This is a genomic window from Lewinella sp. IMCC34183, assembly GCF_003390915.1.
In the GTDB taxonomy this organism is placed as follows: domain Bacteria; phylum Bacteroidota; class Bacteroidia; order Chitinophagales; family Saprospiraceae; genus Neolewinella.
Map to the genome: position 1 here is coordinate 75,760 of NZ_QMEM01000007.1, position 17,513 is coordinate 93,272.

General features: G+C 62.7%; 15 protein-coding genes. 9 read left to right on the forward strand and 6 right to left on the reverse strand.

Features of this window, described 5'->3' with window-relative positions; translation table 11 throughout:
• Positions 1-6: 6 nt before the first annotated feature.
• On the reverse strand, positions 7-1,236 hold the full coding sequence (locus tag DQG19_RS15315; protein ID WP_116127160.1) for an MFS transporter: 1,230 nt from the start codon (positions 1,234-1,236) through the stop codon (positions 7-9).
• Between the two features lie 84 nt (positions 1,237-1,320).
• Positions 1,321-4,620: a WD40/YVTN/BNR-like repeat-containing protein gene (locus tag DQG19_RS15320; protein WP_116127161.1), complete on the reverse strand. Its 3,300-nt coding sequence runs from the start codon at positions 4,618-4,620 to the stop codon at positions 1,321-1,323.
• Positions 4,621-4,904: 284 nt separating this feature from the next.
• Between DQG19_RS15320 and DQG19_RS15325 the strand changes: the two genes are divergently transcribed.
• Positions 4,905-5,456: a hypothetical protein gene (locus DQG19_RS15325; protein ID WP_116127162.1), complete on the forward strand. Its 552-nt coding sequence runs from the start codon at positions 4,905-4,907 to the stop codon at positions 5,454-5,456.
• Positions 5,457-5,504: 48 nt separating this feature from the next.
• On the opposite strand, the gene DQG19_RS15330 is transcribed toward DQG19_RS15325, so the two are convergent.
• Positions 5,505-6,119: a hypothetical protein gene (locus tag DQG19_RS15330; RefSeq protein WP_116127163.1), complete on the reverse strand. Its 615-nt coding sequence runs from the start codon at positions 6,117-6,119 to the stop codon at positions 5,505-5,507.
• A 553-nt stretch (positions 6,120-6,672) separates the two neighbouring features.
• Between DQG19_RS15330 and DQG19_RS15335 the strand changes: the two genes are divergently transcribed.
• From DQG19_RS15335 to DQG19_RS15365, 7 genes are all read left to right on the forward strand, one after another.
• Positions 6,673-7,863, forward strand: coding sequence for a hypothetical protein (locus DQG19_RS15335; RefSeq protein ID WP_116127164.1), 1,191 nt, complete (start codon positions 6,673-6,675; stop codon positions 7,861-7,863).
• Positions 7,864-7,939: 76 nt separating this feature from the next.
• Positions 7,940-8,170 carry a membrane protein insertion efficiency factor YidD gene (gene yidD, locus DQG19_RS15340; RefSeq protein WP_116127165.1) on the forward strand — a complete coding sequence of 77 codons (231 nt, stop codon included), beginning with the start codon at positions 7,940-7,942 and terminating at the stop codon, positions 8,168-8,170.
• Between the two features lie 97 nt (positions 8,171-8,267).
• A complete protein-coding gene (locus tag DQG19_RS15345) occupies positions 8,268-9,440 on the forward strand; it encodes a thioredoxin family protein (RefSeq protein ID WP_157974538.1) in 1,173 nt (390 codons plus the stop codon).
• An 18-nt stretch (positions 9,441-9,458) separates the two neighbouring features.
• Positions 9,459-10,631, forward strand: coding sequence for a prolipoprotein diacylglyceryl transferase (locus DQG19_RS15350; protein ID WP_116127167.1), 1,173 nt, complete (start codon positions 9,459-9,461; stop codon positions 10,629-10,631).
• A 62-nt stretch (positions 10,632-10,693) separates the two neighbouring features.
• Positions 10,694-11,698 carry a sugar kinase gene (locus tag DQG19_RS15355; RefSeq protein ID WP_116127168.1) on the forward strand — a complete coding sequence of 335 codons (1,005 nt, stop codon included), beginning with the start codon at positions 10,694-10,696 and terminating at the stop codon, positions 11,696-11,698.
• A 229-nt stretch (positions 11,699-11,927) separates the two neighbouring features.
• Positions 11,928-12,635 carry a phosphoribosylformylglycinamidine synthase subunit PurQ gene (purQ, locus tag DQG19_RS15360; protein ID WP_116127169.1) on the forward strand — a complete coding sequence of 236 codons (708 nt, stop codon included), beginning with the start codon at positions 11,928-11,930 and terminating at the stop codon, positions 12,633-12,635.
• A gap of 7 nt (positions 12,636-12,642) precedes the next feature.
• A complete protein-coding gene (locus tag DQG19_RS15365; RefSeq protein ID WP_116127170.1) occupies positions 12,643-13,254 on the forward strand; it encodes an HAD family hydrolase in 612 nt (203 codons plus the stop codon).
• Position 13,255: 1 nt separating this feature from the next.
• Here DQG19_RS15365 and lgt read toward each other — a convergent pair whose 3' ends face one another.
• Together lgt and lysS are read right to left on the reverse strand one after the other, a co-directional pair.
• Positions 13,256-14,074, reverse strand: coding sequence for a prolipoprotein diacylglyceryl transferase (gene lgt / locus DQG19_RS15370; protein ID WP_116127171.1), 819 nt, complete (start codon positions 14,072-14,074; stop codon positions 13,256-13,258).
• Between the two features lie 182 nt (positions 14,075-14,256).
• Positions 14,257-15,780 carry a lysine--tRNA ligase gene (gene lysS / locus DQG19_RS15375; protein WP_116127172.1) on the reverse strand — a complete coding sequence of 508 codons (1,524 nt, stop codon included), beginning with the start codon at positions 15,778-15,780 and terminating at the stop codon, positions 14,257-14,259.
• A 107-nt stretch (positions 15,781-15,887) separates the two neighbouring features.
• Between lysS and DQG19_RS15380 the strand changes: the two genes are divergently transcribed.
• Positions 15,888-16,970 carry a serine hydrolase domain-containing protein gene (locus DQG19_RS15380; RefSeq protein WP_157974539.1) on the forward strand — a complete coding sequence of 361 codons (1,083 nt, stop codon included), beginning with the start codon at positions 15,888-15,890 and terminating at the stop codon, positions 16,968-16,970.
• A 69-nt stretch (positions 16,971-17,039) separates the two neighbouring features.
• Here DQG19_RS15380 and DQG19_RS15385 read toward each other — a convergent pair whose 3' ends face one another.
• Entirely contained in the window at positions 17,040-17,327 is a 288-nt protein-coding gene (locus DQG19_RS15385; protein WP_116127174.1) for a twin-arginine translocase TatA/TatE family subunit, read from the reverse strand.
• Positions 17,328-17,513: the final 186 nt, after the last annotated feature.

The following is a 17,513-nucleotide window of genomic DNA, read 5'->3' on the forward strand; positions in this document are numbered from 1 at the left end:
CCGCCTCTACTTTCCCCGCCACTCCTCCAACGCCAGCGCTACGCAGAAGACCCCGTACGCGATGAGGAAGTACAACCAGGTTTCCACGCCCCAGCCGAGCCCGTAGCTGAACAGGATGGGGGCCGCGGCCGATGCCACCACGACGAATAGCCGTACCGTACTCTTTATGCTGCCCAGGTAGCGGGGGCCGTAGCGGTCGGCCCAGAGTGCCGGGGTATTGACCGAATCCATGCCGCCACTTACCGCCATCAGGGCAAAGAAGACCGGTACCGACCAGCTGGCCTCAACGGTCAGCAGCACCAGTAGTCCGGCGATGACCGGAAGCAGCACGTACCGCAGGAGATAGGCCGGTCCGATGCGGTCGACCAGGTCGCCCCCGAACAGCAGAAAAACGACACGCACGAGCCCGTACGCACTCAACCCGTAAGCCATCGTTTCGGCCGTATAGCCACGTTGCTCCGCGATTACGGATTGATTGAACACGAGTCCGGTGAAAACGAAGGGAACAAACAGGACGATCGGTAGCACCAGCCGGAACCTGCGATCCCTCAGCACCTGCGTCCGCGTCCAGGATTCCGCCGTTTCGGCCTCCGGGTCCCGGCGCTGCTGGGCATCGGCGACGGTCTCGGCCTTCTGAAAGTCGTCGTTGCGTCGCACCAGCAGCCACACGAGCGGTACGAAGACCGCCGCTACCGCGCAGGCCGCCATCAGCCAGACCGCCCGGTACCCGCTGCTGAGCATAAGGTAGGTAGCCACCGGCGGCAGGATGACCTCCGCGGCCGAAATGCCGATGATGGACAGCGCCAGCGCCCGCCCCCGCCGCCGGTCGAAGAACCGCCCGATGGTCGTGGAGCCGATCAGCGGCATTACGCCCTGCCCGCCCAGCCGCACGATGAACAGGCCCGCCACGATGAGCGCGATGTGCTGGGAGAAGGCGAGCAGCAGGGTACCTACGATCAGGCAGGCGGCCGTAACCGTACTGACGTAGCGCACCTTGAGGCGATCCACCTGCTTGCCGATGACGGGCAATACGAAGGCTGCCACCAGGGTGACCCCCGAATAGAGTGCGGCAAAGGTGTTGTCGGCCCACTCCATCCGCTCCGTCATCCGCGCCACGAAGAGGCTGATGAAGAAGGTCTGGCCCACAAAACTGAAGAAAAAGTGCAGGAAGCCGAAACCCAGGTAGCGGCCGTTGGCGCGCGTAAGGATACCCGGACGGGGTTGCGTGTCCGTCATTACTGTATGGTTTGTATCGACTTCAAGACTCTGCTTCGCCGCGCCGCAGGCGGGCTACCGGCCGGAAGCAATTCCATCCGGCGTCTAGTCCTCTACCGGGTCTAACTCGCCAAACAGACTAAGGTTGGCCTGCTGCACCTCATCGCGGAACTCCCGCAGGTCGCCGGAAAGGAATTCATTCACCTGCCGGATGAAGTCGTTGCCCTTCTCCTCGAACTGCTCGAGCATCAGGACTGCCATCTGGTTGGGCTCACCCTCTATCTGACCGATGTAGTTGCGGGCGCCGTACATGACCGACTGCAGGTTCGTCGGATTGCGTTGGATACCTTTCAGGTCGGCGGGCTCCGTGACGATCTCCTCCAGCACGTCGATACGCTTGAGCAGGTCCTTGCGGTGGGTATCCAGCGAGTCCTTCACGGCCTTGGGGGCGGTGGCGGTACTCTCTTCCACCCGCTTGAGGCTTTTGCGGGCCTCCTGCAGGCGGTCCCAGGCGGCGGTCACGCGGGTCATCCCCGCTTCCAGTTGCTCGTACATGGCGTTGCGGCGGGCGTAGCGGCCGCTGCCCTGGTAGCGGTCGCGCGGGTCGGCCTGCAGCGTCACGATCGTCTCGTCGGTATGGTCGCCGTAGGTCATCAGGATGCGGTAGGTGCCCGGCGTAACGCCGATACCGTTCGGCGTGTCCGCATCATCGCGGCGTTCGCGGCGGCTGGGCGTCTCCACGCCGTCGCGGCGCAGGTTCCAGCTGGTCCGGTTGAAGCCCCAGCGGGGACGTTCGGTGTAGGTACGAATGGTGTCGCCCGTCTGCACATCGATCACCTGGAACTTGACCTTCTCCTTAGGGGCGGGGATGGATTCGATCTCGTCGTCCTGGTTGGCGAAAGCCTGCTCGGGACTGCCGGTTTCCCGGACGGGAATATCCTCCTTGATCTCGGGGTCGATCACCGAGAACCGCGTCAGCTGGCTCACGTCCACGGAGTCCGGGTTGACCAGTTCGCTGGGGCCGCCGGGGCGTACCCAGTAGGTGAGCATGGCGCCGCCGCGGCGGTCGTCGCCCTGGAACTGCCCCTGGGCGTAGAAGCGGGTACCCTGGTAGGAGCGGTAATTCCAGTCGTAGGCGTCGGGTGCCTGGAAGACGTGGAACGAGTCCTGCAGAATGCCGGCTCCCTCCCGGGCCATTTCCCGGAACGGACGAATGTCGTCGAGGATCCAGAGCGCGCGCCCGAAGGTGGCGATGATCAGGTCGTGCTCGCGGGGATGGATCTTGAGGTCGCGGGTGGAAACGTGCGGGAAGCCGGCGTCGAAGCGGGTCCAGCTGTCGCCGTAGTCGAGGCTGTACCACAGTCCCTGGTCGGTACCGAGGAAGAGCAGGTTGTCCTGTACCGGGTCCTGGACGATGGCCTGGGCGTGGCCGCTCACCTTGTCCTCGTCGACGATCTGCGTAAAGGTATCGCCGTAGTTCGTGGTGTGGAAGACCATGGGACGGGTGTCGCCGCGGCGGTAGTCGTTGACCACTACGAAGGCTTCGCCGGGATTGCTGGGCGACGACTCGATGTAGGGGATCCAGCTACCGGCGCGTACGCCGGGGAGCCGATTGCTCAGGTCGGTCCAGCTACGGCCGCCGTTGCGGGTGAGGTTTAGGCGCCCGTCGTCGCTGCCGACCCAGATGACGCTGTCGCCCATCGCGAATCCGGTCGACTCCGGCACGATCGTCAGCAGGGTGGTGTGGTTTTCGGCCTGGGTGGCGTCGATGGTGAGGCCGCCGCTGACGTCCTGCCGCTGCTTGGTGCTGTCGTCGGTGGTCAGGTCGGGGCTGATGATCTCCCAGCCCTGGCCGGCGTTGGTGCTCTTGTGGACGTACTGGCTGCCCATGTAGATGGTGTTGGCGTCGCGGGGCGATTGCGCGATCGGGGCGTTCCAGTTGAAGCGGAGGAACTCGCCGTCGGGATGCACGGGCTTGATGAAGGTGGTCTTGCCGGTCGTGCGGTCGACCCGTCCGAGGGCACCGCCCTGGCTGGCGGCGTAGACCACGTCCTGCTGGTCGGGCTTGAAGATCATGTCGAAGCCGTCGCCGAAGTACACTTCTTGCCAGTCGGCGTCGGTGATGCCGCCGCTCTTCAGTCCCTGGCTGGGGCCTACCCAGCTGCCGTTGTCCTGCATGCCGCCGCCGATCAGGTAGGGGTAGCTCATGTCGTAGTTGACGTGGTAGAATTGCCCCACCGGCAGGTTAGCGACGAAGCGCCACGTTTCGCCGCCGTCGCGGCTGATGTTGAGGCCGCCGTCGTTGCCCTCGATCAGGTAGTCGGGGTTCTGGGGGTCGACCCAGAAGGAGTGGTTGTCGGGGTGCACGTTGTTGCCGTAGTTGGCGATCTCATTGAAGGTGCGGCCGCCATCTTCCGACATGCTGATGTAGGTGGCGATGTGGTAGACGCGGTTGGGGTTCTGCGGGTCTACGTAGATCTCGGCGTAGTAAAAGGGCCGGTCGCCCACGTTTTTGGTGGTGACTAGGCTGAAGGTTTCGCCGCCGTCGGTGCTCTTGTACAGGCCGTTCTCCTTGGCTTCCACGAGGGCGTACACGATTTCGGGGTTGCTGGCGGAGATGGCCAGGCCGATGCGGCCCAGGTTGCCCTTGGGCAGGCCGTCGCGAGCGGTGCGGCGTTCCCAGCTGTCGCCGCCGTCGTTGCTGACCCAGATGCCCGAGCCCGGCCCGCCGGAATTGAAGAAGTCGGGATCGCGGTCGAAGGTCCAGGTGGCGGCGATCAGCTTTTCGGGGTTGGTGGGGTCCATGACCAGCTCGGCGATGCCGGTGCCCTCGTCGATGTAGAGGACCCGTTCCCAGCTCTGTCCGCCGTCGGTCGTGCGGTACACGCCGCGCTCCTCGTTGGGTGCCCACATGTTGCCGAGGGCACCGGCGTAGACCACGTCGGGGTTGGTGGGGTGCGGCAGTACGCGGTGGATGGCGCGGGTGGCTTCCAGGCCCATCATGTCCCAGGTGGCGCCGCCGTCGAGGCTGCGGTAGATGCCGCCGCCGTAGTTAGCCGAGTTGCGGGGGTTGCCCTCACCGGTACCGGCCCAGATGATGTTGGGGTTGGCGTCGCTGACGGCCAGCGCGCCGATGCTGAGGTACTTCTGCTCGTCGAACAGCGGCGTGAAGCTGACGCCGCCGTTGGTGCTCTTCCACAGGCCGCCCGAGGCGGAGCCCACGTAGATCAGGTCACCGTCTTCGGGGTGCACGTCGATGGCGGTGATACGGCCGGACATGCCCGCCGGCCCCAGGGAGCGGGGCGCGAGGGCCTTCCAGTAGTCTTCGTTGAGGTCCTGCGCGGCCAGCAGGGCGGGGACGCAGGTGCAGAGAGCTAGGGTGAAGAGACGGTAGAGATGGTTCATAGGTCGGAGCTAAGCGGGAAAGATACAGCAGCCCGCCCGCACATCGGATGTGCCGCACATCCGATGTGCAGCTTAAATGGTAGGTTTTCGTGGCTTGGCGGCTCCCGCACATCGGATGTGGTAGCGAGAAAATCCGGGAATCACGGGCGTTATACTACGAATTTGGCGCCCCCGCCCCGCACATCGGATGTGAATCACATCCGATGTGCGGGGCGGGGGCGCAGATTTAACGTAAGTCCACCCTGCGTGGACTGCGTGTAAATAATTTGCGCCAAAATTCAATAATGATCCCGATCCGTTTTCTCGACCAATTTCCCGTTTTCCACCTCTACAACCGCAGCAATGACCGGCAAACGCTCTTCAGCGATCACCGGGAGTATATGTGGTTTATCGACCGCGTGCGCAAGTATTTCCCGCCCGTCGCCTCCATTCTTGGGTACTGCATCATGCCGAATCACTTTCATCTTTTACTTACCCCGAAACAGGCGATTCGTGAGGAGATTATCCGGACGGGCAAGCCCCTGTCCGCCATGCCTAGCCCCGAAATAAGCGAAGCGGTACGCCGCACCCTGATGGGCTTCACGAAAAAGCGAAACTACGCGTACGACCACACCGGCTCCCGCTTTCAGCAACGGACCCGCTGCAAGTTTCACTCCCGGGGGCTGGCACACGGCCTGGAGTATGTACACCAGAATCCCGTCAGGGCGGAATTCGTCGGCCACCCCAGCGAGTGGGGCTACAGTTCTTATAATGAATACTTCTTTCGCACCCGTCCGGAAGACTGCCTCAGTGATGTCCTGCTGGGGCGGCGGCTGCTGACCTCCACCGCCGCCTAGCCTGGCGCGTTTGCACATCGGATGTCCCGCGCATCCGATGTGCGGCCGCTACTCCGGGCATTTCATGACCACGGAGATGGAGGGGCTGATATCCTGCCGGAGCCACCGGCCATCCGCGTGGCGGCGGTACCCCTTGTACTTCTTCTTGGGGCTGGCTTCCAGCATAATGACTGCGTCGCTATGATCGTCAAGCATCATAACGGATGCTATAAAAGGACCGTCGATGAAGAGGTTCCTTTTCTCCAGCGGTACCTGGAATGATGAATTTGCATCCGCCCCCCTAATGGTGGCAAAAATGCGCTCCCGCTGTAGCGGCTCGCCGACGGAGCCGCCTGCGTAGGCGTACAGATTGAATTCCACGCGGAATGAATCAATATTCACATTGCTGACGAACAGGTTAATGTCCCGCAGCCGGCAACGTTCGTCGTTAGCGATGGCCACCCCCCGCTCGGAGCCCCGACCGGAATGGTTGTATCCGGTTCGGCTAAAGCGGCCCGGGGGAGGAACACCGAGCGTTTTAGTGTTGAAATCGATCTTTTCCGCGCGTACCTCTACTCCCGTTAAGTCGTACGGAGTCGGCCGCAGGGTGACGGTGCAACCGGCCCCGGCCCTGACCTCCCCAACGGTGGATTCAAGCGGAGCGTAGTTCAGGCTGGAAAACACGATCCGGGCACTATCCGCAAAGTCCGCCCAGGATAAGGAGAACCGGCCGGCTTCGTCGGTGAGCGTACCCCGCTGTACCGTGGGTTAAAGACACGTGGGCGTAGGGCACCGGTTTTCCGTCGCTGCCGGCGAGCCGGCAGGTGTCTTGCCCGCTGGCAGGATGGGCGATAAATAGCAGGCCACCGATCACCAGGCATATATGGTACTTCATGGTTTAATATACTTACATCAACCGATCCTACCAACGGTTGCGGTGCCCGGTATCCGTACGAAATCACCGGTCTGACTCTGACCATTCGCTACTCCTGCAGGGAAAGCTGCACCAGGCGCTACGTAAAAATCAACGATTGACGCCGGTTGCGCGTGCCCCCGTCGCTGACTGGTACCTTGCGAACGCAGCACCTGCGACCCCGCCAAACAAGGCAGTACCGAACGCTAGTGCACATCGGATGTGTACCACATCCGATGTGCGATTACCAGACAAGGCAGTTCCGAAGCGTTGGTGCACATCCGATGTGCGGTACATCCGATGTGGCAGGCTTATATTGGAGATATGCACCCCACCAAACCAGTCCTGCTGCTTTTGCCCCTCTTTTTCTGCACCTGCGGTCCCGCCCCGCAGGAGGATACGCCCGACAACTACGCGACCGAATGGCTGCTGACGGAGGGAAAGCCCCTGGCTTACTACTCGAGCGACGGCAATTACAAAGGCTTCCGATTGCGTCTTGCAGCGGATTCTGCGCGCTTACATCATCCCATAACGGGCATCAGCGAAAAATACCGCGCCTACCCCGCCACGGCCGGCAGCCCCCCCGATTCGGTTTACCTCACCTACGCGCTGTCTGCGGACAGTACGCTGGACGTCAGGATCCACGCCGGGGGCGAGGTACACGCGCATACCTACCGCCCTACGCCCCCGCTCGGCGCCCACCCCCTTACCGCGCGGGTAATGGACGAAACCTACCGGTTCGAACTGGGCAGTCAGCCCTACCTGCTCACCTTCACCACCGTACCGGTAGGTAAGGAAGAAGAAGGAAGGGTCGCCAGGCTTCACCCCCTGGATACGGCCTTCGCCCGGCGGATCCAGGAAAACCGGGACAACTTCGGTGGCCTCGTACGGCAGGACGGCACCGTCGGCCTGTACGCCGCCTACCGCGACCCCGTATACGGTACGGGAGGCCCAGTAAGCTTGCTGGTATCGACCGACGCCACGGGGGAACTGCAACTCCACCGGAACCTCCGGGCGACCCCCGAAGACCCGGCGCCCGTTCGCATAGTGCCGCAGGTATACCCCGGCCAGCTGCCGCCCGGTTACGACCCGTCCGAGCTCGCGGACCTGCTCAACCGCGGCCGAATCTCGGTGAGGAACCTGACCGCGGAACCCGATTCCTTCCGCATTCAGTATGCCTATCCCGAGGACTTCGAGCGGCGGGGGGGCATCACCACGGAGGAGCTGGACCGGCTCGATTTCGAGTTCGCCGCCGACGGCAGTTTTCACGCCTTCGCGGGGGACCGGCTCATTACGGAGGGGGAGTGGTCCATCTCTCCGGACCGTAACTTCATCCAATTGCCCGGAAACGAAACCGGTCGCGACCGGCCGATCCTGATTCAACACTACGACGGGGAGAGCATGGTCTTCCTCCTTCCCCTAAAGGTGCAGACCCGCATGCCCCGCGGCGAACAGCTGCTCTCTTACTATGATGCGCAGGTGATGCTACAGTTCGAGAAAGCGGGCAGTAGGTAGCATGTAGCCGGCGGACAACTTTGATTTTCCGGCGCACGTTAATCAGGACCACCGCCCACCGTACCACCGTACTGAAATGCGCAAGCTCTTCATCCTCCCCATCCGCTTCTACCAGGTCGCGATCTCGCCAATGCTGGGCGCGCGCTGCCGTTACCAGCCGACGTGCAGCCACTACGCCGTGGGGGCGATCACGGAGTGGGGCGTGCTGAAGGGAAGCTGGCTGGCCCTGAAGCGGATCGGCCGCTGCCACCCGTGGGGCGGCTTCGGCCCGGACCCGGTACCGAAGAACCCGGACCACCGGCAGTAAGGTCGCCACGGCGTTAAGGCGGGGTTAAACCGTGGCGCCCGTTCATCGCTTCCCTATCTTATACGCTTACGATAGACCGTAAAATCTCCTTCCCGTGATGCTCCGCCTGCTCGTTCTGCTCTGCTTCTCCACCGCCCTGACCGCCCAGGGCATCAACTTCTTCACGGGCAGCTGGGAGGAAGCCCTCGCCCAGGCCGCGGCCGAGGACAAGCTCATCTTCGTCGACGCTTACGCCGAGTGGTGCGGCCCCTGCAAGATGATGGCGGCCAACGTCTTCCCGGACGAGGGGGTCGGCGACTTCTTCAACGCCAACTTCATTAATCTGCAACTGGATATGGAGAAGCCCGAATCGGAAACCTTCCGGCAAGTCCACCGCGCGCCGGCCTTTCCCACCCTGCTGTTCATCGACCCCGACAACGAGCCGGTCCACCGCGTGATCGGTGCCCGGCAGGCCGGCCAGCTGCTGCGCGACGGCCGCACGGCCCTCGAACGGGTGGACGACGTGGACGCCCTGCAACGCGCCTACGAAGCCGGGCAGGAAGGTGCCGCCTACAAACTGGTCCGGGCCCTGGTCCGCCGCGGCGAGCCCCACCTGAAGATCGCCAACGACTACCTGCGCACGCCGGGCCTCGACTTCACCGCACCCGCGAACCTCCGCCTGATCTTCGTAGCCACGACGGAAGCCGACAGCCGGCTCTTCGAGCTGCTGCGCGAGTACGAAGACGGTATCGTAGCCATCGAGGGCCGCGCGGCCTACAACGAGCGGGTGGCCCGCGCCGTGCGTACCTCCTTCGACAAGGCCCTCGAGTACAACAGCGAACGCCTGATGGAATCGCTCGTCGAGCGTACCGCCCGCTACGATAAGGACGCATCGAAGCGGCTGGAGTCGGAGGGTGAATTCGCCTTCGCCCTGCAGGGCCACGACGCCGACGCCGTGTACAAAACCGCCAAAAGCTACCTCAAGAAGGGGGCCGCCGGCGACGAGCGCCGCCTGCGGAACCTCTTCGGCCAGCTCGAGAACTCCGAATTCATCGATCGCACCGTCATCATCGATCTCGCCGCCGACGCCCTCGCCGGGGCCGCCGAGCTGGCCGAGGAGGGCTGGCGCGACTACTATAACTTGGGCCGGTTCCTGCAGAAACGCCGCCGTTACGACCAGGCGCTGAAGGCCGCCGAGCAGTCGCTGACTGCCCTGGGGCCCGACGGAAAGGACAATTACCGCCGTGCCATCCAGGATCTGGTCGATCAGCTGCGGGCGCAGACTAAATAGTCGCGTAGCTTTGCAGCTATGTATCCGGATCTCTCCTACCTGCTGCACGACCTGCTCGGCACCGCCCGCGACAACGCCTTTAGTATTGTTAAGACTTTCGGGCTCTTCCTGCTGCTGGCCTTCATCGTGGCCGCGCGGCTGCTGAAGTGGGAAATGCAGCGCCGTGAGGGCCTCGGCCAGCTCCGGCCGGAGCGTACCCTGCGGGTGCCCGGGCAGACCGTCACCACCGCCGACTACGTCACCAACGGTATCCTGGGTTTCATCCTGGGCTACAAGATCCCCTACGCCATCGCCAATTTCGCCGCCTGGCAGCGCGATCCTTCGGGCGTCCTGCTGTCTACCGACGGCTACTTCCTCACCGGCCTGCTCGGTGCGGCGCTGTTCTTCGGCTACTACTACAACATCGGCCGCAAGCAGGGCGCGCTGCCCGAGCCACAGCCGGTAGACGTGTACTCCAGCGATCGGGTCGGCCCCATCACCATGGCCGCAGCCGTGGGCGGACTGCTCGGCGCCAAGTTCTTTGCGGTGATCGAGTACTGGGACCGCTTCCTCCAGGATCCCATCGGCGAGCTCCTCAGCGGCGGGGGCCTGGCGATCTACGGCGGCCTCATCGGCGGGGGCGTGGCGGTGTACCTCTACCTGCGCCGCCACCGTATCCCCACGCTGCCCATCATGGACGCGGTGGCTCCGGCCCTCATCGTGGCCTACGGCGTGGGCCGCATCGGCTGCCAGCTCAGCGGCGACGGCGACTGGGGCACGGCGATCGCGGCCATCCCCGACGGCTGGTTCCTGCCCGACTGGCTTTACGGTTACGACTATCCCCACAACGTGCTCAACCGCGGCGTACCCATCGCGGGCTGTACCGTCGACTACTGCAACGTGCTGCCCGAGCTGCACTACCCCACGCCGGTCTACGAGACGCTGATGGCCTTCGCGATCGGCGGCATCCTGTGGGCGATGCGCAAGCCGCTGACCGTGTGGCCGGGTATGCTCTTCGCGCTTTACCTGTTTCTCAACGGCGTGGAGCGCTTCTTCATCGAGTACGTGCGCCTCAACGACCAGTACGACTTCCTCGGCATGCAGCTGACGCAGGCGCAGATCATCGCGCTGGGCTTCATGCTGGCGGGAATCCTGATGGGAACCTGGGTCTGGCGGCGCGGCCGGCGGGTGCCGGGTTCGGATGTAGGGTAGGGACCGTTGGTTTCGGACGACAGCCAGAAAAAATTACCTTGTATACTTCCCAAGCCCCCTTCATGCCGCACGCCAGAGTAGCCACCTTCGGAGAAATCATGCTTCGCCTCAGTCCCCCCGGTCACCAGCGCTTCCGGCAGGCGCACGATTTTCGCGTGGAGTACGGCGGCGGGGAAAGCAACGTGGCGGTATCGCTGGCCAACTTCGGGCTCGACGTGCGCTTTGTCACCCGCCTGCCCGCCAATGACATCGGCGACTGTGCCCTCTACGCGCTGCGGGGGGCGGGTATCGATACGTCGCACGTGGTGCGGGGTGGCAAGCGGCTCGGCATCTACTTCCTGGAGAAGGGGGCCGTGCAGCGCGGGTCGAAGGTGGTATACGACCGGGAGGACTCCGGCATGGCGACCCTGCGGCCGGGGCAGATTGACTGGGACCGGGCCTTCGACGGCGTCACCTGGTTTCACTGGACGGGCATCACCCCCGCCCTCAGCCAGTCGGCCGCCGACGCCTGCCGGGAAGCCTGCCGGGAGGCCAGTGCGCGGGGCATCACCATCAGCGTCGACCTCAACCACCGGGAGAAGCTCTGGCAGTACGGCAAGTCGCCCCGCGAGGTCATGCCCGAGCTGATCGAGTACTGCGACCTGATCGTGGGCGGCGCGCGCGAGGCGGCGAGCTACTTCGATATTCAGGGTGAGGACTTTGCCGACGTAGCGAGGCAGTTACAGCAGCGGTTTCCGAAAGCGAGGCGGATCGCGACCACCCTGCGGGAAACCCTGTCGGCCAGCCACAACACGTACAGCGGGCTACTCTGGGACGGCGAGGAGCTCCACGCGGCCCCGGTATATCAGCTTACCCACATCGTGGACCGGGTCGGTGGGGGCGACAGTTTTATGGGTGGCCTCATCTACGGCCTCATCACCTGGCCGGAGGAGCCGGCGACGGCCCTGCGGTTCGCTACGGCGGCCTCCGCGCTGAAGCACACCATCATCGGCGACGTCAACCTGGTCACGGTGGAAGAGGTGGTCAACCTGATGGAGGGAGACGCCAGCGGGCGGGTGAGCCGGTAGCGTCTGGTGCTGCACATCGGATGTGGTACACATCCGATGTCCGAATGGGTGGTAAATCGCTTTTGGACGCCATGCACATCCGATGTGGTCGACCGAAATCGATCAGATCAGGGGATCAACCCAATTTCTGCGGTTACGAACAGCCCACGCCACTGCACATCGGATGTGGTGCACATCCGATGTGCGGATGTGCCGCGACGCCCTATCTTCGCCCCTTAAAGCATCAGCAATGAAATTCGGCGTAATCACCTTTCCCGGCAGCAACTGTGACGACGACATGGTCCACGTGCTCGGTACCGTCATGGGCCGGGAGGTCGTGCGGCTCTGGCACAAGGAAGAAAGCCTTGACGACCTGACCACCGACGACTGCATCATCGTCCCCGGCGGCTTCAGCTACGGCGACTACGTCCGTGCCGGTGCCGTGGCCCGCTTCTCGCCGATCATGAAGTCGGTCATCGACTTCGCCAACCGGGGTGGATACGTCTTCGGCATCTGCAACGGCTTCCAGATCCTGTGCGAGGCCCACCTACTGCCCGGGGCATTGCTCCGCAACCGCGAGCAGAAATTTATCGCCAAGAACGTCTTCATCCGCGCCGAAACCGACAACGCCCCCACCAACCACCGCCTCTCCCCGGGGCAGGTACTCCGCATTCCCATCGCTCACGCCGAGGGCCGGTACTACGCCGACGAGGATACCATCTACCGCCTCAACGAGAACGACCAGATCCTCTTCCGCTACTGCGACGGCTACGGAGAGGTGAACCTCGACAGCAACCACAACGGATCGGTCGGCAACATCGCCGGCATCTGCAACGAAGGGCGCAACGTTTTCGGCATGATGCCCCATCCCGAGCGGGCCAGCGAGGAGCTGCTCGGCAACCGTGACGGGTACACGATCTTCCAGGGCCTGGTCGAAGCCGTGGCCGCCGCCGAATAAGCTCCCCATGATCCACACCATCATCTTCGACCTGGGCAACGTCCTCATAGGCTGGCAGCCGCGCGCGCTGTTCGAAAAGGTCTTCGACACCCCCGAGGAGGTCGATCACTTCCTCCAGAACGTGGCCACCCTCGAGTGGAACGAAAAGCAGGATGCCGGCCGGACGATCGAGGAAGGTACGCGCGAGCTGATTGAGCAGCACCCCGACTTCGAACGGGAGATCCGCATCTACTACGACCGCTGGACGGAGACCATCACCGGCCCCATTGAGGGTACTGTCGAGCTTTTAAAAAAGCTTAAGGCCTCCGGCGACTACCGCCTGCTGGCCCTCACCAACTGGTCGCACGAGCTCTTCCCGTGGGCGCGGGAAACCTTCCCCTTCCTGGAGCTCTTCGAAGCCATCATGGTATCCGGGGAGGTACAACTCCAAAAGCCGGACCCGGCCATCTACCGTCTGCTGCATGAGACCTACGACCTGCAGGGGTACGGCGGCTGCGTCTTTATTGACGACAGCCTGCGTAACGTGGAGGCCGCACGGAAGGAGGGGTTAGACACGATCCGGTTCGAGAACCCCGACCAGCTGCAGCGCGAGCTTGCCGCGCGCGGCGTGGAGATCTGAATCAAGCGGCGACCACGGTCGTTTCCTTCGGCGGCCGCGACCGGCTCCACAGCACCAGTGCAATCCCGAACAGCACGCAGGGTACGCTCAGCCACTGTCCCGTAGTGAGTGCCTGCCCGAAGCCGCCCTGGTCGCTCTTAAAATACTCCCAGACGAAGCGAAAGCCGAAGATCAGCGCGAACCACAGTCCCGTCAGGAAACCGGGATACTTGCGGGCGTCGGTCTTCCAGTACAGTCCCAGCAGCAGAGCAAAGGTGAAGAGGTAGCTGATGCTCTCGTAGATCTGCACGGGATGCCGGGCTACTTCGGCCAGCTCCCGCGGTACCGCCTTCACGAACAGGAAGGCCCACGGTGCATCGCTCGCCGTGCCCACGATCTCGCTGTTCATCAGGTTACCGAAGCGGATCATTGCTCCCACCAGCGCGATGGGGGCCGCCACCTTATCGCTGATCCAGAAGAACGATTTCTTGCTCACGAATCTGCTAAAGAGCCACAGCGCGGTCACCACCCCGATCACGCCGCCGTGGCTGGCCAGGCCACCCTCCCACACTTTCAGGATATCGCCCGGGTGCTGGCTGTAGTAATCCCACTGGTAGAACAGGATGTGTCCCAGCCGCGCACCAAGCACCGTACCGGCAATAAGAAAGTAGAAGCAGTAGTCGAGCCATGCCTCCGGAGCCCCGTCCCGCAGGAACATGCGCCGCACCATGATGAAGCCCAGCAGGAAGCCGGCCGCAAACATCATCCCGTACCACCGCAGGGTGATCGGGCCGATCGTGAAGATTTCGGGGGAGGCGTCCCAGGTGATGTAGGCTAGCATAGTTCGGTAGTACTGTAGTCTTTTAGTTCGGTAGTCGGGTAGTTTGGTGGACTCTTAGTCATGCTCAGTATTTAGAATGAGCCTTGCTGATTTTCGCAAGCGTTCGGAACGGGCGCGAGCGAAGCGAGCGGCAAGACTACAGAACTACCGAACTATCCGACTACCAGTGAGCGCAGCGAGCGTCACTTCTCCGGTTTCATCTGCGGAAAGAACAGCACTTCCTGAATGCTCTTCTGTCCCGTCAGCAGCATTACCAGCCGGTCGATACCGATGCCGATGCCGGCCGTGGGGGGCATACCGTACTCGAGGGCGCGGAGGAAGTCCTCGTCCAGGGCCATGGCTTCCTCGTCGCCGCGCTTGCCGAGCTCGAGCTGCTCCTCGAAGCGTTCCCGCTGGTCGATCGGGTCGTTGAGCTCGGAGTAGGCGTTGGCCAGTTCCTTGCCGTTGACGATCAGCTCGAAACGCTCCACGAGCCCTTCCTTGCTGCGGTGCTTCTTGGTAAGGGGTGACATCTCCACCGGATAATCGGTGATGAAGGTGGGCTGGATCAGCTTGGCCTCCACGGTCTCACCGAAGATCTCATCGATCAGCTTGCCGCGCCCCATGGTTTTATCCACGGGTACGTGCAGCCGCCCGGCAATGGCCCGCAGTTCGTCCTCGTCGGCGCCGTCGATATTCTCTCCGGTGTATTCCCGGATGGCGTCGGCCATGGACAGGCGGCGGTACGGCCCCCCGAAGTCCACGTCGTTTTCACCGATGCGCACTACCGTTGAGGCATCGCCGTTCACCGCCTTTACGGCGTGCTCCAGCAATTGCTCGGTAGTATCCATCATCCAGTTGTAGTCCTTATAGGCCACGTAGAATTCCACCATGGTGAATTCCGGGTTGTGGGTCCGGTCCATTCCCTCGTTGCGAAAGATCTTGGCGAACTCATACACTCCGTCGAAACCACCGATGATCAGGCGCTTCAGGTAAAGCTCGTTGGCGATGCGCAGGTACATCGGTACGTCGAGCGTGTTGTGGTGCGTCTTGAAGGGGCGCGCCGCCGCACCGCCGTGGATGGGCTGCAGCACGGGCGTTTCTACCTCCATCAGGTCCAGATCATCAAGGAATTGCCGCATAGCGGTGATGAGGCGACTGCGTTTACGGAAGGTTTCCTTGATTTTAGGGTTGACGGTCAAGTCCACGTAACGCATCCGGTGGCGTAATTCCGGATCCTTGAATTCATCGTAGACGTGCCCCTCATCGTCGCGCTTCGGGGTGGGCAACGGACGCAGCGATTTGCCCAGGAACGTCAGCTCCTTGACATGCACGCTGGTCTCCCCGGTCTTGGTCTTGAAGACGAAACCCTTGACGCCGATGAAGTCGCCCAGGTCGAGAAGTTTCTTGAAGACGGTATTGTACATCGTCTTATCCTCCCCCGGGGCAATGTCGTCGCGGCTCACGTACAGCTGAATACGCCCGCTGCTGTCCTGCAGGTTAGCAAAAGCAGCCTTGCCCATGATGCGCTGCGACATGATGCGACCGGCCAGGGTCACCTCTTTGAAGTTAGTGACGTTGCCCTCAGCATCCGTCTCGACACCGGACAAGATATCGGTAGCCAGGTGGCTGACGGGGAAGAGGGCGGCGGGGAAGGGCTCAATGCCCAGTTCACGAAGCTTGGTGAGATTTTCGCGACGGGTTTTTTCCTGGTCGGTGAGTTGCATGCGTAATGGTTGCGGAATGGGGCGCGAAGGTACGGCAGGCGGCGCATGCCGCACATCGGATGTGCGATACGGCCCTGCTCTCCGTAATTTGGTGTAAAATAACTCCCATGGCGTACCGCTACCCACTGCTTCTATCTGTCCTCTTCGGATGGCTGGCGCTACCCGCGCAAGGCGATACCCTGGTCGATGCACAGGATCCCCAGCAGCTTACGGTAGCGGACCGCGCCGTACTCTACGAGCTCCTGCGGAATTTCCCCGCCGGCGGAGAGGCCGCCGTAGCACGCATCGACGGCGACACGACGATCTATTACGGCGTCCGGCGCGGGGAAGGTCGCCTCATCAGCGTCGACAATGCCGATCGTGCCTTCGGTATCGGGTCCGTGACCAAGGTTTTTACCGCTACCCTGCTGGCTACCCTGGTCGACGCCGGTGAGCTATCGCTCGATGATGCGGTCAATGACGCCTACCCCTTCCCCTTCGCGGACAGTACTATAATTACCTACCGTCAGTTGGCCACCCATACCAGCGGACTGCCGCGTCTGCCATCCAATATGGCGGGCCTGTTTCTCTCGCCTACAGATCCCTACGCCACCTATACGGCCGCCGACCTGGAAACCTACCTCCGTGAGAAGTTGACACTCAGCACGGACGGACAAAGCAGCTACTCAAACCTGGGCTTCGGCCTGCTGGGCTATACGCTTTCTCACCGGATAGCCACGGCGGGCTATGCCGCTACGCTGCGCGACCGTGTGCTCGACCCGCTCGGAATGACGGCTACGTCCTACGGACCGGACAGCAACCGGGCTGAGCTGGTGGTCGGGGTGGGACCGGAAGATCAGCCCGCTCCCTACTGGCACTTTACCGACGCCATGGGCGGGGCCGGCGCGCTAGTGTCTACCCCCCGTGACATGGCGCGATTCCTGCGGGCCCAGCTCGATACCACCCGGACGGCTCTCGCGCTGACCCGGGAAGCGCACTTCGTAGTGGACGACCGGCAGTCCGTGGGGCTGGGCTGGCAGATCCTGCAGCAGGCCCCCGAGCGCGTGATCTACTGGCACAACGGGGCGGTAGGTGGCTACCGGGCGTTCGTGGCGCTGGACGTGGAGCGGCAACAGGGTATCGTACTGCTCACTAATTCCCTGTTGATGAACGATGCCGTGGACCGGGCGGGCATGCGTCTGCTGCACTGACCCCTAAACACAAAGCCCCTCCGCCGGGGGCGGAGGGGCTTTGTCACCGGCGGGTGCCGCAGGTGGCGGTTAGTCGTTGTTGCGGGTGATGAAGGACTCTTCGCGCTGGCGACGGGCTTCGCGTTCGCGCAGCTCACGCAGCTCGCGGGCGTCCTTTTCGCGCTGTTCTTCTTCCTTCATACCGTCCTGGAGCTCCTTTTCGAGGGACCCCTTCGCGGTGTTGAATTCACGGATTCCCTTCCCGATGCCACGCATCAGTTCGGGTATTTTCTTGCCGCCGAACAGCAGCAGAATAGCAAAGAAGACCAGGATCATCTCCGGGCCAATGGCATTGAGGAAAAGCAGCGTGGTATTCATCTTCGGGTAATTGAAAGCGTCACCAAAGGTAGCGCATATTTTACACTAACGTGCGGGCCCGTGGTTGAGTTGTCCGGGGGAAGTACATATACGGTGAAGGGCACCAGTTGGTTTGCAACCCCCCGTTTTCTGCCGCTAGCAACCCGTCACCTTTAGGGAGAGGTAACCCGGAGCGGACCTGATTTC